Genomic DNA, 19,563 nt, shown 5'->3' on the forward strand with positions numbered 1-19,563 from the left:
TGCCTTCCTTTCGACGTGTCGGTGTCATACCGCCTGAGCCAGATGCCCTTGCCTGGAGAACAGGATCGTACATTCTGGCGCCGCACCATGCGGGCGCGGGGGCGCCAGTCGGCACGCGGAGGGTTGCATAGGGATGAGCGAAAACGCGAGGCAGCTCAAGCCGGGCGAACGGCATCTGCGGCGTTCGCGCCTGCAAGGCATCGCCGGTGCGCTCGTGCCTCGCAGCCGCGCCGCGCGGCTGGCCATGTGGCTGCTGGTGGGCGTGTTCGCCATCGGCGGCCTCGCCGCGCTCGCGCTCTATGCGCTGATCTCCCAGGGCGTCGTCACCGCGAACCTCGCCACGCCCTATATCGAGCGCGCCATCGAGGAGCGCCTCGGGCCGCACTACAAGGTCAAGATCGGCTCCACCACGATGGAGACCATCGAGGAGGGGCGGACGGTCGTCATCGTCCACGACATCCGCGTCACCGGCCCCGGCGACGAACTGGTCGCCAGCGCCCCGAGCGCCGAGGTGGAGCTGGAAGGCAGCCTCCTGACCCTGTCGCCGCGCGCGCGCCGGATCGACCTCATCGGCGCGGAAATGACGGTGAAGATCGCCGCGTCCGGTTCGGTCGCGGTGGCCGCCGGCAAGGGCGCGAAAGAGATCACCGCCACACCCGCCGGCGAACCGCTGGTGCCCCCCATGGGCGCCGTGACGGCCCCGGCGGCCGGCACCGCCGCGCCGCCCGGCACCGGGGCGACGCCGGGCGCGCAGGCCACCGCCGCGCCCTCCGCCGCCGGCGCCACGCGCGCGCAGATGGCGGATCCGCTGGTGCTCAAGGGCCTTGCCCAATGGCTGGAGCAATTGGAGCGCGGCGGGCTCGATGGCGCGGCGCTCCAGGACGTGGGCCTGAAGGACGGCACGCTGGTGGTGCAGAACGAGGCGAGCGGCCGCAAGGTGGCGTTCGACGACATCTCGATCCGCCTCGCCCGTCCCTCCCATGGCGGCGTGGTGCTCACCTTCACCGTGAAGAGCCCGCACAGCACCGCCACCCTGGTCGCCACCATCGGCCCGGTCGCCGATCGCGAACGCAGCGTGATGCTGGACCTCAAGGACGTCTCGACGCGCGACCTGGTGCAGGCGTTCAGCCAGGATTGGCGGCGCTTCTACATGGACATGCCCCTGTCCGCCTCGCTCAACGCGCGCCTCGCCCTGGACGGCAACGTGCGCGCCGCCAATGCCAAGGTGCAGCTCGGCGCCGGCCAGATCGGCAATGGCGAGGACGTGCTGGAGCGCTTCACCCTGGACGGCGCCGAACTGGCGATGACCCTGGACCCGCAGCGCCGCGTGGTGGCGATCGACCAGCTGGTGGCCAGCAAGAATGCCAACAAGGTGGCCTTGCAGGGCGAGGTGAAGGTTCCCGCCGCCGCCGACCAGGATTGGCCCTACACCTTGCGGCAGCGCGAAGTGGTGTTCGCCGGCCCGGAAATGCCCGATCCGCCCCTGATGCTCACGTCCGTCGAAGTCGCCGGGCGCTATGCGCCGCCCAACAAGCAATTGCTGTTCGAGCGCGGCGCGCTCGCCAGCGCCGCCGGCGGCCTCACCTTTACCGGCATGGTGGATTTCGGCATCGACGTCCCGGCCATCAAGCTGAATGCGGTCGGCTCGCGCATGCCCTCCAGCACGGTGCGCCGCTTCTGGCCGGTCTCCATCGCTCCGCCCGCGCGCAGTTTCGTGCTGGAAAACGTCACCGGCGGCACGGTGGACGGCTCGACCATCGTCGTGAACATGCCGCTCGACCTGATCGGGCAGAAGGAAATCCCGCTGCCCGAGGATGCGGTGCATCTGGAGATGGCCGGCAGCGGCTTCACCATCCAGGCGCTGAAGGGCCTGCCGCCGATCCGCGATGCCCGGCTTTCCGTGGTCGTCACCGGGCGGACCGTGCGGGTGAACCTGCCCGACGGCACCGTGGTGACGCCCGGCAACCGCAAGCTCGCCCTGAGCGACGGCGTGTTCTTCATGCCGGATTATTTCCCGCGCGAGCCGCGCAGCCAGATCCGCGTGCGGATCGAGGGGCCGGCCGATGCCGGCATCGAGGTGCTCGGCATGGACGCCCTGAAGGGGCCGACGGGAGCCGCGTACGATCCCGCCACCACGCGCGGCCGCCTGTCCGCCCTGGTGCAGATCAACATCCATTTCCGCAAGGTCGCCGATCCCGCGGACACCGATTATTCGGTGGAGGCGACCCTGACCGATTTCGGCGTCGACAATGTCTTCGCCGGCCAGCGCATGGAAGGGGCGACGGTGTCCGTGTTCGCCACGCCCGCCGGCATCCTGCTGCGCGGCGACGGCAAGCTCGCCGGCGCGCCCGCGACCTTCGAATATGAGAAGAAGAAGGACCAGGCGGACGCCGACCTGCGCGTGAACGCGACCCTGGACGATGCCGCGCGCAGCAAGATCGGCATCGGCCTGACCGCGGTTTCCGGGCCGGTGCTGCTGAAGCTCGTCGGCACCACGAACAACCAGGAAACCAAGGCCAATATCGAACTGGACCTGACCGCGGCGCGGATCTCCGACCTGATCCCCGGCCTCTCCAAGCCGCCCGGGCGGCCCCTGAAGGCGCGCTTCTCCACGGTGGACACGGGCACGCGCATCAAGATCAACGAACTGGTGCTCGACGGGTCCGGCGCGCTCATCAAGGGCTCGCTGGAACTGGCGGACAATGGCGATGTGAACGCCGCCAATTTTCCCACCTTCCAGCTCTCCGACGGCGATCGCGCCAGCCTGAAGGCCGAGCGCTCCGGCGATGTGCTGCGGGTGCGCATCACCGGCGACGTGGTGGATGCGCGCGGCATCATGAAAAGCCTTGTCGGCAGCCCCGCCGCGCCCAAGGACCCCAAGACCGGTAAGCCGCCGCGCAACCAGGACGTGGATGTGGAGGCGAAGATCGGCGCGCTCACCGGCAATAATGGCGAGGTGCTGCGCCAGATGGACCTGACGGTGAGCCGGCGCGGCGTGGAGCTGCGCAACTTCTCCCTGAGCGCGAAAGTGGGGCGCGAGGGCAATCTCGCCGGCGAGATCCGCAATACCGACGCCGGCCGCCGGGCCCTGTTCCTGCGCACCTCGGACGCCGGCGCGGTGCTGCGCTTCCTGGAGATCTATCCCAAGATCGAGGGCGGTGACATGTGGGTGGTGGTGGACCCGCCGCGCGGCGACAGCTCGCCCCAGGAAGGCACGGTCAACATCCGCGATTTCGTGGTGCGCGGCGAGCCGGGGCTGGAGAGCCTGAGCGCGGCCGCGCGCGATTCCACCGGCCGCCAGGAGCCGGGAACGGCGGTGTTCCAGAAGGCGCAGGCGAAGTTCATCCGCACGCCGGGCAGCGTCACCATTCGCGAGGGGGCGATCTGGGGACCGGTCGCGGGGGTGACCGTGGACGGCACCATCGATTTCGCCGCCGAGCGCATTTCCATGCGCGGCACCTATGTGCCCGCCTATGGGCTGAACAATCTGTTCAGCAAGGTGCCGGTGATCGGCATGCTGCTGGGCGGAGGGCCGAACGAGGGGCTGGTGGGCGTGACGTTCGAGGTCACCGGCCCCATGAGCGGGCCGACCTTGCGGGTCAATCCCCTTTCCGCCGTGGCGCCGGGCTTCCTGCGCAAGATGTTCGAGTTCCGCGATTCCAGCGATACGCCTCCGGTGCGGTAATTGCGCTCTCCGCGCGCGCAACCGCGTCCCGGGACTTCATTGTTCCGTGTCATGGGGAAATATTAATTGGCCGCCTAAGGCTAAGGCCAAGTCATAGGCGCGGGAACTTTTGGGTCGCATCTGCATTACTCCTTCGCACGCTGAAGCAGGAGCAATAATAATGCGCAAGACTCTACTCGCCCTGACCGCCCTTTCCATGATCGCCGCGCCCGTTGGCGCCGTGATGGCCCAGACCGCCGTGTCGGTTCAGTCCGATACCTTCGTGACCGCCAAGCCGACCGATGTGCTGAGCTATAATCTCGTCGGGCTCAAGGTGATGAACGGCGAAAAGGAGACGGTGGGCGAGATCAAGGATCTCATCCTGTCCAACGGCCAACTGGCCGGCTACATCGTCTCGGTCGGCGGCTTCCTCGGCATGGGCGAGCGCTATGTGATCGTGCGCCCCAATGCGGTGCAGATCGCCTATTCGGAGACCGACAAGAAATGGTCGGCGATGATGAACGCGACCAAGGACCAGCTCAAGGCCGCGCCCGAGTTCAAGTATGAGGGCCGCTGGAAGAGCTGATCGGGCGCCCCTCGTCCCGATCGGCTGACCTGAAGCGGAACCGCCCGGCGTTGAGCCGGGCGGTTTTTTGTGTCAGACCGGCTTCAAGCGCGATGTCAAATAGTGGGTGGGAGCAGGTAAGAAAGACAACGGGTTTAGGGAGGCGATCGAAGCCTCATACTATCCGCGCCGCATCCGCATGTCTGATGGGAGTGCTGTGCGGCCTACGCCGCCTTTCATCACGCCAAAGGGAGGGCGCGGCCTCAAACAATGCGGATCTGGTCGTTTGTGGTTCTTCAGGGCAATGGACGGTTGCCAAGCTTAGATTGAAACCCCTTACCCACACTCAGTTGCCGAACTTCCTCGCGGGACGGATGCGCCACTGGCGAGCACGGCGCACAATTTTGGTCGGCGAGTGAGGAGCGGTCATCATCGCTCGAAGCTGTGCAATTAATTGCAACTGGACGAAATAATGCGATTCCGCTAACTTCCAATGGATCGGCGCACCGAGTTTCCGCTCAGTGCGCCGATTGGTGGAGCTAGAGGGACTTGCACCCTCGGGACGTTGGATGTACGGCCGTGTCCCGCACTTGCTAGCCCCCACGGGCCTGGGTGCCTGCCGGTTTACCACTGCTAACGCGGTGTCACCCGGCAGGGCTTGCTCAGACTTTTTTAACCATAGGCTTTGCGGCCCTTACCGCCTCCCTGCTTGTGGTTCTGCGTCGCGTTTGCTGGCTCGCTACCCGCGACACACTCGAAACGGAAAAGCGGTTGTGCCTATGGCATGGCCGTTTTTTTGTTTGACGGGCACATCCGAGGATCTCCTCGAATGTACCCTTTCGCCCAGCTACACGTCCTTTTCAGGCGTACGCTCGGCTGTATTATGAACCTGCGTCGCAGGTTCCTCGGAAGCCCGAGAACCCTGCGGTCCGGGTGACTCCAGGAGCAAATCTGTCGCCTCTTTTCCGAGGTTCTGAGACCAAAGGCGACCCTCTAGGGCGACCAAGCCTTGATCCTTGAGCCGGGATAGAGTGGTGGACACCGTGTTGAACGTGGTGTCTTGAATTTCCCGCACCTTCTCAAAGATGTCTCGGCTTTCGAGAGCACCGTACGCGCCAAGAACCTCAAGAATGAGATCACCCACCGTCCTCGCCCGTGGGGCGCGTTGCACCGGGGGCGTATCGTCATCATCCTCTGATCCCAGGCGTCCAATCACGCGCTCAGCAACCCGCAACTCCTCAAGCTCGCGCTGCATCTCTTTGATGCCTGCTTCAAGCTCCAAGACCCGTGTGCGGATGCGAGTTATGTAGGACGCGCGCGCCATGAGACCATGCCTTGCAGAACAAGGTCATACATAGCACGATTCTGCTGGGCGTCAAACGCCTCATACAATGTATGTCGCGGACTTTGATTTTTTGATCGTGGTGCTGTGCCTGTGCCGGCGCCCGGCTGCATGGCCGGGCGGTTTTTGTGTCAGACCGGCTTCAACAGCACATGCCGCTTCTTGCCCAGCGAGAGCTTCAGCAGCCCCTCGGGGGTGAGGTCGCGGGGGGTGAGGACGGCCTTTTCGTCGGCGACGCCGGCATCATTCACCTTCAGGCCGCCGCCCTTGATCTGGCGGCGGGCTTCCGAGGTGGAGGCGACCAGCCCGGCGGTGACGAAGGCGGTGGCCACCGGCAGCCCGGCTTCCAGCGTGGCGGCCGCCACCGCGATGGTCGGCAGGTTCATGGCGAGCGCGCCGTCCTCGAACGTGCTGCGCGCGGTGGCCTTGGCCTCCTCGGCGGCGGCGCGGCCGTGCAGCAGGGCCGTGGCCTCGGTGGCGAGGATTTCCTTCGCCACATTGATCTCCTGGCCTTCCAGCGCGCCCAGGCGGGCGATCTCGTCCAGCGGCAATTCGGTGAACAGCTTGAGGAAGCGGACCACGTCCGCGTCCCCGCTGTTGCGCCAATATTGCCAATATTCGTAGGGGCTCAGCAGGTCCGCATCGAGCCACACGGCGCCGCCGGCGGTCTTGCCCATCTTGGCGCCGGAGGAGGTGGTGAGCAGCGGCGTCGTCAACGCGAACAGGTCCGCGCCATGCATCCGGCGGCCCAGCTCCATGCCGTTGACGATATTGCCCCACTGGTCCGAGCCGCCCATCTGCAAAATGCAGCCGTGGCGCTTGTTCAGCTCCACGAAATCGTAGGCTTGCAGGATCATATAGTTGAATTCGAGGAAGGTCAGCGGCTGCTCGCGCTCCAACCGCAGCTTCACCGAATCGAAGGTCAGCATGCGGTTGATGGTGAAGTGCGGCCCGACTTCCCGCAGCAGCGGGATATATTTCAGCTCGTCGAGCCAGCTGGCGTTGTTCTCCATGGTCGCGCCGGCGGAGAAGTCCAGGAACCGCTCGAACACCTTGCGGATCGAGGAGATGTTCGCGTCGATCTGCGCGTCCGTGAGCATCTTGCGGGCTTCGTCCTTGCCGGACGGGTCGCCGATCTTGGTGGTGCCGCCGCCCATGAGCGCGATGGGGTTATGCCCCGTGCGCTGGAGCGTGCGCAGCATCATGATGGAGAGCAGGTGCCCGGCGTGCAGGGAGGAGGCCGTGGCGTCGAAGCCGATATAAGCGGTGATCGGCCCTTCGCACGCCTTGGCGTCCAGGCGCTCGGCATCGGAACATTGGTGGATATAGCCGCGCTCGGAGAGCACGCGCAGGAAATCGGAGCGAAAGGCAGTCATGGGGTCCGCACAGCAGGCTTTGGAAAGGCGGCTGGTGTAACAGGTCTGAAGCGCTATTGCATCGGGGGGAAGCGCATGCGGGCTCTGGGGCTGATGAGCGGCACGTCCATGGACGGCATCGACGCCGCCTTGATCGAGACCGACGGGGAGCGCGTGTTCTGGCTCGGCCCGTCCACCACCTGTCCCTATGCCCCGCCCATGCGCGCGCTGCTGGAACAGGCGATGAGCGATGCGCGCGGCGTCAATTCCCGCGAGGCGCGGCCGGGGGTGCTGGCGGAGGCGGAAGCACGCATCACCGCGCTTCATGCCGAGGCGGTGCGCGCCCTGCTGGACCAGATGCGCCTCATGCCCGGCGATGTGGACGTGGTGGGCTTCCACGGCCAGACCCTGCTGCACCGCCCCCATGCGCGCCTCACCTTGCAGATCGGGCAGGGCGCGGCGCTCGCGCGCGCGCTCGGGGTGAAAGTGGTGGGCGATTTCCGCGCGGCGGATGTGGCGGCGGGCGGGCAGGGGGCGCCGCTGGTGCCGGTGTTCCACCAGGCGCTGGTGCGCGCGCTCGATTTCGCCGGCCCGGTGGCGGTGCTCAATATCGGCGGGGTGGCGAACGTCACGGTGATCGAGGGCGATGCCGATCCCATCGCCTGCGACACCGGCCCCGGCAATGCGCTGCTGGATGATTTCGTCTTTGCCCGCACGGGCATTCCGTTCGATGCGGACGGGCTTTTGTCGGAGGCCGGGACGGCGGATGCGGATGCGGTCGCGCGCGTGCTCGACCATCCCTTCTTCGCGCTGCCGCCGCCGAAATCCCTGGACCGGAACGAGTTTCGCGCCTTCGTGGCGGAGCGCGTCCGGCTCGACGGCGTGCGCACCGAAGATGGCGCGGCGACGCTTGCCGCGATTACGGCGGCATCGGTGGCCGCCATCGTGCCGCTGCTGCCGGCGCCGCCCGCGCGCTGGATCGTCGGCGGGGGCGGCGCGCGCAATCCGACGCTGATGGCGATGCTGGAAGCGCGGCTCGGCGTTCCGGTGATGCCGGCGGAGGCCGTGGGCTGGTCCGCCGATGCGCTGGAGGCCCATGCCTTCGGGTTTCTTGCGGTGCGGACCTTGCGGGGGCTGCCGCTGACCTTCCCCTCCACCACCGGGGCACCGGAGCCGCTCACGGGCGGGGTGGTCTTTTCACCGGACTAGGGGAAGCGGTGTTCTGCGCGGGTTCCCCTGACCTCCCCGCACCTTCCCCCTCCCTAACCCTCCCCCGCACGCGGGAGAGGGAACGAAGGGTGCGTAGGGGAGATATGCTCCCCGTCCGCAGGCTCCCTCTCCCGCTTGCGGGGGAGAGCTGGGGAGGGGGCTTCGCGAAGCTGGCAGGGGAGGCGCGGCTTCGCGAGAAGGAGAGGCCGCTAGAGAGAAACCCTCAGGCGGCGCTGGTGGTGCGGGCGCCGGGGAGGCGCTTGTCCAGATAGGTGCCGACCACGTTCATCAGCTCGTCGGTCTTGCCGTCGAAGAAATGGTTCGCGCCGGGCACGATCTGCTGCTCGATGACGATGCCCTTCTGGGTCTTCAGCTTTTCCACCAGCGTGGCGACCGCCGTGGTCGGCACCACCGCGTCCTTGTCGCCATGGACGAACAGGCCGGAGGAGGGGCAGGGGGCCAGGAAGGAGAAGTCGAACAGGTTCGCGGGCGCGGCGATGGAGATGAAGCCTTCCACCTCCGGCCGGCGCATCAGAAGCTGCATGCCGATCCAGGCGCCGAACGACACGCCGGCGATCCAGCAGGCGCGCGCGTCCGGGTTCACCGACTGCGCCCAGTCGAGCGCGGCGGCGGCGTCGGAAAGTTCGCCTGGGCCGTGGTCGAACGAGCCCTGGCTGCGCCCGACGCCCCGGAAATTGAAGCGCAGCACCGAGAAGCCGCGGTTCACGAACTGGTAGTAAAGATTGTACACGACGGGATTGTTCATCGTGCCGCCGAACTGCGGGTGCGGATGAAGAATGATCCCGATGGGGGAATTACGTGTCTTTGCGGGCTGATAGCGACCCTCAAGCCGCCCCTTCTCGCCGGTGAAGATGACTTCTGGCATGGACGTCCGCAACCTCTCGGCGGGCAGCAGCAAAGGCGGGGCAGATGCTTTTCGGCCGGGCCGAAACACGAACCTGCCCAAAGACGTCTTCGCGAGGACGTCTTGACTTGGCCTGGACGCCGCCCTATCTATTTAGAATAATTCTAATTTATCCCTTCCGGCCGCGCGATGTTAACAACGCTGCGGGGCAGAGACGGATGAAGTCTGACATATGGATGAGAAGATGCCCAATTGCAAGCCTTTGGTCCGGATCGCGCGGTCTGCCGCAGCGCCGGGCCGGGGCTTGGCCGTGGCGCGCATCCCGACGGGCGCGGGGACGCGGTCATGATGACGGGCGCGGCGGCAGCGCCCGTCCGGCGGGTGTTTCTCGATCATAACGCCACCTCGCCGCTGCGGCCGCAGGCGCGCGCGGCGATGATCAATGCCCTCGACCGGGGCGGCAATGCCTCCTCCATCCATGCGGACGGGCGCGCCGCGCGCCATCTCGTGGAACAGGCGCGCCGGGAGATTGGCGCGCTGACCGGCGCCGATCCGCGCGGCATCGTTTTCACCTCCGGGGCGAGCGAGGCGAATGCCCTGGCGCTCCATCCCGCCCTCGAGGTGCGCGGACGGCGGGTGACCTGCGATGTCCTGCTGGCGGGCGCGGGCGAGCATCCCTCGGTGCTGCACGGCCATCGCTTCGCGCCGGAACAGGTCGAGATCCTGCCCTTGGACAGCGGCGGCCGGATCGACCTCGCGGCGCTGGACGCGGCGCTCGCGCGCCATGCGGCGGCCGGGCGGCAGGCGCTGGTGTCGGTGATGCTGGCCAATAACGAGACCGGCATCCTCCAGCCGGTGGCGGAAGCGGCGACGCTCGCCCATGCGCGGGGCGCGGTTCTGCATTGCGATGCGGTCCAGGGCGCCGGGCGCCTCGCCCTCGACATCGCCGCGCTGGGCGCGGATTTCCTCACCGTGTCGTCCCACAAGATGGGCGGCCCCCAGGGCGCCGGCGCGCTGGTGGCGGGACACGGGGACAATGTGGTGCGCCAGCCGCTGATCGCCGGCGGCGGGCAGGAGCGCGGCCGGCGCGCCGGGACCGAGAACGTGCCCGCCCTCGCGGGCTTCGGCGCGGCGGCCCATGCGGCCCGCGCCGAGCTTGAGGGGGAGGGCGCGCGCCTCGCCGCCCTGCGCGATCGCCTGGAGGCGGGTATTCTCGCGCAGGTGCCGGACGCGGTGGTGCTCGGCGCGCATGTCGCGCGCCTGCCGAACACGGCTTGTGTTATATTTCCCGGCATCAAGGCCGAAACCCTGGTGATCGCCCTCGATCTTGCCCATCTATCGGTAAGCGCGGGGTCCGCCTGCTCGTCGGGCAAGGTCGGTGCATCCCATGTGCTCAAAGCCATGGGGCTCGCGGAAGACGAAGCGCGCGGCGCAATCCGCCTGTCGCTCGGCTGGTCGAGCACGAATGAAGATATCGACGCGGCGCTGGCGGCCATCGGCCGCACGGTACCGCGCGTCAGGAACCGCCCGGAACGGGCGGCTTAGAGCAATTCCAGAAAAAGTTTCTCGACTTTTGAGATCTGGAAATGCTCCAAGCACAGCGTGGCGGGAACAGGATGGCGGCCGTCTTCAGGACCGGGCCCGCGCCATCCCCTCGCCGAAGGACTTGACCCGCGGGCCTTGACCCCGCGCGGGAGAGGAGACGAGAAGATGCCTGCAGTTCAGGAGACGGTCGATCTCGCCCGATCGATCGATGTCGACCAGTACAAATACGGGTTCGTCACCGATATCGAGAGCGAGAAGGCCCCGAAGGGCCTGAGCGAAGACACCGTCCGCTATATCTCGGCCAAGAAGAACGAGCCGGAATGGATGCTGGAATGGCGCCTTGACGCCTATCGGCGCTGGCTGACCATGGAAGAGCCCACCTGGGCCCGGGTCAGCTATCCCAAGATCGATTTCCAGGATTATTATTATTACTCCCAGCCCAAGGCCAAGCCGAAGTCGCTGGATGAGATCGACCCGGAGATTCTGGCCACCTACGACAAGCTCGGCATCCCGCTGCGCGAGCGCGAGGCGCTGCTGGGCATCGAGAGCAGCGCGCCGCGCATCGCCGTGGACGCGGTGTTCGACAGCGTGTCGGTGGCCACCACCTTCAAGGCGGAACTCGCCAAGGCGGGCGTGATCTTCTGCTCCATCTCGGAAGCCATCCGCGAGCATCCCGAGCTGGTGAAGCAATATCTCGGCTCGGTCGTGCCGGTGTCGGACAATTTCTACGCCACGCTGAACACCGCCGTGTTCTCCGACGGCTCGTTCGTCTACATCCCCAAGGGTGTGCGCTGCCCCATGGAGCTCAGCACCTATTTCCGCATCAACGAGCGGAACACGGGACAGTTCGAGCGCACGCTGATCATCGCCGACGAAGGCGCCTATGTGAGCTATCTGGAAGGCTGCACCGCCCCGCAGCGCGACGAGAACCAGCTGCATGCCGCCGTGGTCGAGCTGGTGGCGCTGAAGGATGCCGAGATCAAATATTCCACCGTCCAGAACTGGTATCCCGGCGACAAGGACGGCAAGGGCGGCATCTACAACTTCGTCACCAAGCGCGGCGATTGCCGGGGCGACAATTCCAAGATCTCCTGGACCCAGGTGGAAACCGGCTCGGCCATCACCTGGAAATATCCGAGCTGCATCCTGCGCGGCGACAACAGCCAGGGCGAGTTCTATTCCATCGCCATTTCCAACGGCTACCAGCAGGTGGACAGCGGCACGAAGATGATCCACCTCGGCAAGAATACGTCGAGCCGCATCATTTCCAAGGGCATCGCCGCCGGCCATTCGGAGAACACCTATCGCGGGCAGGTGACGGCCCATCGCCGGGCCACCAATTCCCGCAACTTCACGAATTGCGACTCGCTGCTGATCGGCAACAAGTGCGGGGCGCACACCGTGCCCTATATCGAGGCCAAGAATTCCAGCGCGGTGTTCGAGCACGAGGCCACCACCTCGAAAATCTCCGAGGACCAGATGTTCTATTGCCTCCAGCGGGGTCTCTCGCAGGAAGAGGCGGTGGCGCTGATCGTCAACGGCTTCGTGAAGGACGTGCTCCAGCAGCTGCCCATGGAGTTCGCCGTGGAGGCGCAGAAGCTGATTTCCGTGAGCCTGGAAGGCTCGGTGGGCTGAGGCCCGTCCGCGCGCCGTCCCCTCGCCGTGCCCCCGATGCGGGGCGCGGCCCCCGCCCGACCTGAAATAGCGCGGCGCCGTTCCGCGCGAGGCCGAAGATGCCTCGCGGATTCCGGCCGCCGCAGTCTGACGAATGGAACCGAACATGGCTTTGCTCGAAATCAAGAACCTGCACGCCCGCATCGACGACAACGAGATCCTGAAGGGCCTCGACCTGACGGTGAAGGCCGGCGAAGTGCACGCCATCATGGGGCCGAACGGCTCCGGCAAGTCCACGCTGTCCTATGTCCTCGCCGGCAAGCCGGATTATGAGGTCACCGCCGGCGAAGCGCTGCTGGACGGGCTGGACCTGCTGGACATGGCGCCGGAAGAGCGCGCCTCCGCCGGCCTGTTCCTGGCGTTCCAGTATCCCATCGAGATCCCCGGCGTCGCCACCATGACCTTCCTGCGCACGGCGCTGAACGCGCAGCGCAAGGCGCGCGGGGAAGAGGAGCTTTCCACCCCCGAGTTCCTGCGCCTCGTGAAGGAAAAGGCCGGCCACCTCGGCATCAGCCAGGAGATGCTCCGGCGCGGGGTCAACGTGGGCTTCTCCGGCGGCGAGAAGAAGCGCAACGAAATCCTCCAGATGACCCTGCTCCAGCCGAAGGTCTGCATCCTCGACGAGACCGATTCCGGGCTCGACATCGACGCGCTGAAGGTGGTGTCCGAGGGCGTCAACGCCCTGCGCTCGCCCGAGCGCGGCATGGTGGTCATCACCCATTACCAGCGCCTGCTGGACCATATCGTGCCGGACGTAGTGCACGTGATGCACAAGGGCCGCATCGTGCGGACCGGCGGCAAGGAGCTGGCGCACGAGCTGGAAGCCTCCGGCTATGCCGGCTACGGCCAGGACGCGGCGTGAGGATCGGATCATGACCATCCACAACCAGCCGGTCCGCACGGCCGCCGAAGACGAATTGCGCGTGACCCTGGACGGGCGCGTGGCGCAGGACGCCCTGAGCGGCCCGCTCGCCGCCCGCCTCGGCGAAGTGCGCGAAGCCGCGCTCGCGGCGTTCCGCGAGCATGGCTTGCCCCACCGCCGGGTGGAGGAATGGAAATACACCGACCTGCGCGCTTTGCTGCGCGAGGCCTTCGCCCCGGTGACGCAGATCTCCGACAGCGCCGCGGCGGAAGGGCATCTGCGCGCGCTCGCCTTCCCCGGCGCGCGCCGCATCCTGTTCGTCAACGGCGTGCTGGATCGCCAGCATTCCGATCTGGTCGGCCTTGAGCCGGGCCTGTCCGTCATGCCGCTCGGCAGCGCCATCGCCAAGGGGCACGGCGCGGTGGAGAAGCTCGGCACGCTCGCGCCGCAGCGCTATGATGGCGCGCTGGCGCTCAACACCGCCTTCCTCGGCGAGGGGGTGGTGATCCATGTGGCGGACGGCGCGACGATCGCGCGGCCGCTGCATATCGCCCATGTGTTCACCCTGGACGATGCGGCCGCCACCTATTCCCGCAGCCTCGTGGATGTGGGCGTCGGGGCCGCGCTCACCCTGGTGGAGAGCTTCCAGGGCCGCGACGGCGTGCCCTATCAGGCGAACGATGCCATCGAGGTGTTCGCCGGCGACGAGAGCCACCTGGATTACATCCGCGTCCAGGAAGAGGGCGACAAGGCCCTTCACCTCGGCACCTTCATGGCCGACATCGGCCGGGACGCGCGGTTCCACACCTTCGGCCTCACCTCCGGGGCGCAGACGGCCCGGCTCAGCGTCTACGGGCGCTTCTCCGGCACCCATTCGCAAGCCGGCCTGCGCGGCGTGACCCTGCTGAAGGGGCGCCAGCATGCCGACGTGACCTTGCTGCTGGACCATGCGGTGGCCCATTGCGAGAGCCGCGAATTGTTCAAGACCGTGCTGGCGGACGAGAGCCACGGCGTGTTCCAGGGCAAGATCGTGGTGCGCCCGGACGCGCAGAAGACCGACGGGCGCATGATGAGCCAGGCGCTCCTGCTCGGCGAGACCGCCGAGATGGACAACAAGCCCGAGCTTGAGATCTTCGCCGACGACGTGCAGTGCGGCCATGGCGCGACGGCGGGCGACCTCGACGAGGACCTGCTGTTCTATCTCAAGGCGCGCGGCATTCCGGCCAAGGAGGCCGAGGCCATGCTGATCCAGGCGTTCGTGGGCGAGGCGCTCGAATTCATCGAGAATGACGATCTGCGCGACAGCCTGATCGCCCGCGCCGAGGCCTGGCTGAAGAAGCGGGCGGGGTGAGCTGGGCGCGCCTTGTCGCCCGAGGGAACACCATGATTCTCTCCCCCGCAAGCGAGGGAGGGGGAGGCTTCTTTAGGCCCCCTCTCCCGCTTGCGGGGGAGGGTTAGGGAGGGGGAAGCTTCTTCAGGTCCCCTCTCCCGCGTGCGGGGGAGGGTTAGGGAGGGGGAGGGTGCGGCAGGTTCGGGAGCGGCAGGAGCCACCCGGTACAGCCCCCACCCCAACCCTCCCCCGCAAGCGGGAGAGGGGGCTTTCGTCCCCTCCGCGCCGCTTACGGAAGAACGGTAAATTCTCTCCCCCGGCACGCGAGGGAGGGGGAAGCTTCTTTAGGTCCCCTCTCCCGCGTGCGGGGGAGGGTTAGGGAGGGGGAAGGTGCGGCAGGTTCGGGACCGGCAGGACGCCGCCGGGCAGGCCCCCACCCCAACCCTCCCCCGCAAGCGGGAGAGGGGGCTTTCGGCCCCTCCGCGCCGCTTATGGAAGAACGGTAAATTCTCTCCCGCGTGCGAGGGAGGGGAAAGCTTCTTTAGGTCCCCTCTCCCGCGTGCGGGGGAGGGTTAGGGAGGGGGAAGGTGCGGCAGGTTCGGGACCGGCAGGACGTCGCCGGGCAGGCCCCCACCCCAACCCTCCCCCGCAAGCGGGAGAGGGGGCTTTCGGCCCCTCCGCGCCGCTTACGGAAGAACGGTAAATTCTCTCCCGCGCACGCGAGGGAGGGGGAAGGTTCTTTAGGTCCCCTCTCCCGCGTGCGAGGGAGGGGGAAGCTTCTTTAAGTCCCCTCTCCCGCGTGCGGGGGAGGGTTAGGGAGGGGGAAGGTGCGGCAGGTTCGGGATCGGCAGGAGCCACCCGGGACAGCCCCCACCCCAACCCTCCCCCGCACGCGGGAGAGGGGGTCATCCGGCAAGGGTATATCCATGACTGAGACGCATCCCGCAGTGGCCAACGGCACCTATGACGTCGAAAAGGTGCGCGCCGATTTCCGCGCCCTGTCGCTGGAGGTGAACGGCCACCCCTTGAGCTATCTGGACAATGCCGCCTCCGCCCAGAAGCCGGCGCAGGTGCTGGACCGGATGCGGCACGCCTATGAGTTCGAATATTCCAACGTCCATCGCGGGCTGCATTATCTCGCCAATGCGGCGACCGAGGCCTATGAGGCGGCGCGCGAGACCATCCGCGCCTTCTTCAATGCCGCGAGCATCGATGAAATCATCTTCACCCGGTCCGGCACGGGATCGCTGAACACGGTGGCGAGTTCGCTCGGCCAGTCGATCGTGGCGGGCGACGAGATCGTGCTCTCCATCATGGAGCACCATTCCAACATCGTGCCCTGGAACTTCCTGCGCGAGCGCAAGGGCGCCATCATCAAATGGGCGCCGGTGCGCGAGGACGGATCGTTCGATTTCGAGGCGTTCGAGCAGCTTCTGACGCCGCGCACCAAGATCGTCGCCATCACCCAGATGTCGAACGTGCTCGGCACGGTGACGCCCATCAAGGAGATCGCCCGCGCCGCCCATGCGGTGGGCGCCAAAGTGGTGGTGGACGGGTGCCAGAGCGCGGTTCACATGCCGGTGGACGTGCGCGACCTGGACGTGGATTTCTTCGCGGTCACCGGCCACAAGCTCTATGGCCCGACCGGCATCGGCATCCTCTACGGCAAGCTCGACCTGCTCGCCCAGATGCCGCCCTATGAGGGGGGCGGCGAGATGATCCGCGAGGTGAGCGAGGAGCGCGTGACCTACGCCACCCCGCCGCACCGCTTCGAGGCCGGCACCCCGCCCATCGTCCAGGCCATCGGCCTCGGCGCGGCGCTGGACTATATGACCTCGCTCGGCCGCGCGCGCATCGAGGCGCATGAGCGCGAACTCTCCGCCTATGCCCACGAGGTGCTCGGCGCCATGAACAGCCTGCGCATCATCGGCACGGCGGCGAACAAGGGCGCCATCATCTCGTTCGAGATGAAGAATGCCCATCCCCACGACGTCGCCACCGTGCTGGACCGCTACGGGGTCGCGGTGCGCGCCGGAACCCATTGCGCTCAGCCGCTTCTGGCCCGATATGACACCACGGCCACCTGCCGGGCTTCGCTCGCCCTCTACAACACGCGCGCCGATGTGGACCGCCTTGCGGCGGCCTTGCTGAAGGCGCAGGATCTGTTCGCATGACCGAAACGGCGCTCAACGACACCCCGAACGCTCCGGAAATCAAATCCACGATTCCGGAAGCCGAATTGGCGCGTCTCACCGACGACATCGTCGCGGCCATGAAGACCGTCTATGACCCCGAAATCCCGGTCGACATCTACGAACTGGGCCTGATCTACAAGGTGGATATCGCCGACGACCGCTCGGTCGCGGTCGAGATGACGCTGACCACGCCCAATTGCCCCTCGGCGGCCGAACTGCCGGGCATGGTGGAAAACGCCGTGAACACGGTGGAAGGCGTCGGCGGCGTCACGGTGGAAATCACCTTCGATCCGCCCTGGGACCAGGGCCGGATGTCGGAAGAAGCCCGCGCCACGCTCAATTTGTGGTGAACGGCCGTGGCGGGCGAGACGAGCGCGCCGCCCCTTGGCCCTCCTGTGGCGCCGCCCGTTGCGCCGCCCGTTGCGCCGCCATTGGGGCCGGTCCTGGAGACCGGCCTTTATGTGGACGATCTGGCGCGTGCCGCCGCCTTCTATGAAGGCGTGCTCGGCCTCTCCCCCCTGCTGGCCGACGCCCGGTTCCGTGCCTATGCCCTCGGCGGCACGGTGCTGCTGCTGTTCAGGCGCGGCGCCGCGAACGAGACGCTGACCTTGCCGGGCGGCACCATTCCGCCCCATGACGCTTCGGGCCGCGCCCATGTGGCCTTCGCCATCGCCGCCGAGACGCTGGCGCACTGGCGGTCCCATCTCGCACGCCATGCCATCCCCATCGAAGGCGAGATGGCTTGGCCCAAGGGCGGCGTGAGCCTCTATTTCCGCGACCCCGACGGCGCCCTGCTGGAACTCGCCACGCCCGGACTGTGGCCGAACTATTGACGCACGGGCGCGGCGGGGCCGGTTACCTCCTCGCCGAAATCCTTGCCTGAACGTTCGTCCGAAACGCGGGTTTGGTGTGCGGAAGAGGCGCGGACAGGTGCCGAAACGCGCCACAAAACCGCTGTTCGTCTACGCTAAGTTATTGTTTCACGTGAAACATTTTTCACGCTTTGGGGCGCATGCCCCGGCCTGCCGCCAGCTTTTTCGGGCGGGTCGCCCCGCCGGGAGCGGGCGCCTCGGCCTCGCCGCCGGCGGGTCCGGGGCCCGCCGCGTCATCCTTCATCTCATCCTTCACCTGCCCATAGGCCAGCAGGGCGAACAGGGCCGATCCGCCGATCACATTGCCCACCAGCAAGGGCAGGATGAACCCGCCGAGCGCCGTGCCGACGCCGATTTCGCCCAGCGCCGCGAGATAGAAGATCTCCACCGAGCCCGACACCACATGGGACAGCTGAAGCAGCGAGATCAGCCCCGTGAGCGCGACGATGATGACGACGCGCGAATGCTCCGCACTGGGCAGCAGCCAGGCCACGGTCGCGATCAGCCAGCCGGCGACGATGCCGCGCACCAGCGCATCGGTGGGGGTGAGGGTCGCCAGCTCCCGCGAGAGCGAGAGGATGGCTTCGTCAATCTCCGCCGGCAGGATCAGGCGGGTAGAGAGCAGGCCGGCGAAGATCGCCGTGCCGACCATGTTGGCGGCGAACACCACGCCCCAGATGCGCGCCAGCGCCCAAAGTGCGCTGCGCGTGGGCTCCGCCAGAACGGGCAGGACCGCGGTCAGGGTGATTTCCGTAAACAGCTGGTAACGCCCGAGAATCACGATCAGGAAGCCGAGCGAATAGCCGATGCTCTCGATGATCGGGCGCCAGGGTGCGTCGGGCAGATGGGCATGCAGGGCGGCTTCGGCGACCACCGAAAAGCCGATGGACAGCCCGGCCGCGAGCCCTGACCACCACAGGCTCGGCAACGGGCGGCGCAATTCGTCCACGCCTTCCCGGCGGATCACCTCATAGACCGCCAGCGGGCGCAGGTTGCGATGCTCCTCCACCTGCGCATGCTCCTGCGCGGAGAGATCCTTGGGCGCGGCCTGATCAAGCGTGTGATCCTCTGCCCCGTCCCGTGCCGTCCCGGTCGCCGCGTGCACCGCCATGCTTGTGCTCCTATTGCCAAGCTGAACGCGCGAGCCCGGTTTCGGTTGCATGGCGCGCATCGACGGCCCGCGCGCACGGCCCTTGCCGGGAGGGCCGGGCTCCCCCATTTTAGGAACACTTATCCGCCGGCCTTGAACCGGCGTGGTTCGGAGTTTTGAAAAAATGGCTGCCCTGCGTCCCCGCCCGCCCGTCATGCGCATCACCGATGCCGCCGCCGAACGCATTCGCCAGATCATGGCGCGCTCGGAGCCGCCGGCCGAGGCCGTGCGCGTGGGGGTCAAGAACGGCGGCTGCGCCGGCATGTCCTACACCCTTGATTACGCGCCGGAAATCTCCCCCCGGGACGAGGTGGTGGAGGACAAGGGCGTGAAGGTGATCGTCGATCCGAAGGCGATCCTGTTCCTGCTCGGCACCGAGATGGACTTCAAGACCGACAAGATGTCGGCCCAGTTCGTGTTCAACAATCCGAACCAGACCTCGGCCTGCGGCTGCGGCGAGTCGGTGGCGATCACCCCGGTCACCACCGAACAATTGGAAGGCCGCGCCTGAGGCTTCGCCGCGCCAGTTCCGCCCCGCACGGGAATGGTTGTCGGCGCGCGAGCTCTCGCATAAGGTCCGCGCAGTTGAAGGCGGACGTGGCGAAATCGGTAGACGCAGCAGACTTTAGAAATTGGAGTGCGCGCGGGGAAATCCGCGATGTAGAACCGCTCAAAGTCGGGGAACGCTAACGGGCAAATGCCCCAGGCCAATCCCGAGCCAAGCCCCGGACGGGGAAGGTGTAGAGACTGGACGGGCGGCGCCTAAAGCCCATGGCTATGGCGAAGGGACAGTCCAGACCACGAACGTCGGAGGACGGCGGCGAAAGCCGAAGTGGTATGAAAATCTGCTTCTCTTTGAGAGTACGGGTTCGAGTCCCGTCGTCCGCACCAGCCCATCGGCCGGCTGAACGGGGAAGCCCCGACACATGGCGCGG

The 19,563-nt window shown here is 66.9% G+C and carries 15 protein-coding genes; 11 read left to right on the forward strand and 4 right to left on the reverse strand.

Annotation, left to right across the window (positions count from 1 at the left end; translation table 11 throughout):
- Positions 1-133: 133 nt before the first annotated feature.
- Together V5F84_RS07990 and V5F84_RS07995 are read left to right on the forward strand one after the other, a co-directional pair.
- Complete coding sequence (locus tag V5F84_RS07990; RefSeq protein ID WP_394044133.1) at positions 134-3,685, forward strand: YhdP family protein; 3,552 nt, start codon at positions 134-136, stop codon at positions 3,683-3,685.
- 160 nt (positions 3,686-3,845) lie between these two features.
- Positions 3,846-4,250 (forward strand): PRC-barrel domain-containing protein, encoded by a 405-nt coding sequence (locus V5F84_RS07995; protein WP_394044132.1) that lies wholly within the window; start codon positions 3,846-3,848, stop codon positions 4,248-4,250.
- 826 nt (positions 4,251-5,076) lie between these two features.
- Here V5F84_RS07995 and V5F84_RS08000 read toward each other — a convergent pair.
- Positions 5,077-5,511, reverse strand: coding sequence for a hypothetical protein (locus V5F84_RS08000; protein WP_394044131.1), 435 nt, complete (start codon positions 5,509-5,511; stop codon positions 5,077-5,079).
- Between the two features lie 191 nt (positions 5,512-5,702).
- A complete protein-coding gene (gene tyrS / locus V5F84_RS08005; RefSeq protein ID WP_394044130.1) occupies positions 5,703-6,947 on the reverse strand; it encodes a tyrosine--tRNA ligase in 1,245 nt (414 codons plus the stop codon).
- 75 nt (positions 6,948-7,022) lie between these two features.
- Between tyrS and V5F84_RS08010 the strand changes: the two genes are divergently transcribed.
- Entirely contained in the window at positions 7,023-8,135 is a 1,113-nt protein-coding gene (locus tag V5F84_RS08010) for an anhydro-N-acetylmuramic acid kinase (RefSeq protein WP_394044129.1), read from the forward strand.
- 223 nt (positions 8,136-8,358) lie between these two features.
- Here V5F84_RS08010 and V5F84_RS08015 read toward each other — a convergent pair whose 3' ends face one another.
- Positions 8,359-9,021: an alpha/beta hydrolase gene (locus V5F84_RS08015; RefSeq protein ID WP_348847392.1), complete on the reverse strand. Its 663-nt coding sequence runs from the start codon at positions 9,019-9,021 to the stop codon at positions 8,359-8,361.
- A 324-nt stretch (positions 9,022-9,345) separates the two neighbouring features.
- Here V5F84_RS08015 and V5F84_RS08020 point away from each other — a divergent pair, with 324 nt between their 5' ends.
- The 7 genes from V5F84_RS08020 to V5F84_RS08050 all read left to right on the forward strand — a co-directional run bounded on the left by V5F84_RS08020 (position 9,346) and on the right by V5F84_RS08050 (position 17,439).
- The gene (locus V5F84_RS08020) at positions 9,346-10,545 is read left to right on the forward strand and encodes a cysteine desulfurase family protein (protein ID WP_394044128.1); all 1,200 of its coding nucleotides are present in this window, start codon (positions 9,346-9,348) and stop codon (positions 10,543-10,545) included.
- 165 nt (positions 10,546-10,710) lie between these two features.
- Positions 10,711-12,180, forward strand: coding sequence for a Fe-S cluster assembly protein SufB (gene sufB / locus V5F84_RS08025; protein WP_394013370.1), 1,470 nt, complete (start codon positions 10,711-10,713; stop codon positions 12,178-12,180).
- A gap of 145 nt (positions 12,181-12,325) precedes the next feature.
- Positions 12,326-13,081, forward strand: coding sequence for a Fe-S cluster assembly ATPase SufC (gene sufC, locus V5F84_RS08030; RefSeq protein WP_394044127.1), 756 nt, complete (start codon positions 12,326-12,328; stop codon positions 13,079-13,081).
- 10 nt (positions 13,082-13,091) lie between these two features.
- Positions 13,092-14,432, forward strand: a complete 1,341-nt coding sequence (gene sufD, locus V5F84_RS08035) for a Fe-S cluster assembly protein SufD (RefSeq protein WP_394044126.1) — start codon at positions 13,092-13,094, stop codon at positions 14,430-14,432.
- Between the two features lie 905 nt (positions 14,433-15,337).
- On the forward strand, positions 15,338-16,585 hold the full coding sequence (locus tag V5F84_RS08040; protein ID WP_394044125.1) for a cysteine desulfurase: 1,248 nt from the start codon (positions 15,338-15,340) through the stop codon (positions 16,583-16,585).
- A complete protein-coding gene (locus V5F84_RS08045) occupies positions 16,582-16,956 on the forward strand; it encodes an SUF system Fe-S cluster assembly protein (RefSeq protein ID WP_394044124.1) in 375 nt (124 codons plus the stop codon). The genes V5F84_RS08040 and V5F84_RS08045 overlap by 4 nt, the downstream gene beginning before the upstream one ends.
- 81 nt (positions 16,957-17,037) lie before the next feature.
- The gene (locus tag V5F84_RS08050; RefSeq protein WP_509277183.1) at positions 17,038-17,439 is read left to right on the forward strand and encodes a VOC family protein; all 402 of its coding nucleotides are present in this window, start codon (positions 17,038-17,040) and stop codon (positions 17,437-17,439) included.
- A 163-nt stretch (positions 17,440-17,602) separates the two neighbouring features.
- Here V5F84_RS08050 and V5F84_RS08055 read toward each other — a convergent pair whose 3' ends face one another.
- Positions 17,603-18,589 (reverse strand): formate/nitrite transporter family protein, encoded by a 987-nt coding sequence (locus V5F84_RS08055; RefSeq protein ID WP_394044122.1) that lies wholly within the window; start codon positions 18,587-18,589, stop codon positions 17,603-17,605.
- 163 nt (positions 18,590-18,752) lie between these two features.
- On the opposite strand from V5F84_RS08055, the gene V5F84_RS08060 reads away from it, so the two are divergent.
- The gene (locus V5F84_RS08060; protein WP_394044121.1) at positions 18,753-19,139 is read left to right on the forward strand and encodes a HesB/IscA family protein; all 387 of its coding nucleotides are present in this window, start codon (positions 18,753-18,755) and stop codon (positions 19,137-19,139) included.
- The last annotated feature ends 424 nt before the right edge of the window (positions 19,140-19,563 follow it).

Source organism: Roseixanthobacter liquoris (assembly GCF_043195135.2).
GTDB lineage: Bacteria > Pseudomonadota > Alphaproteobacteria > Rhizobiales > Xanthobacteraceae > NCEH01.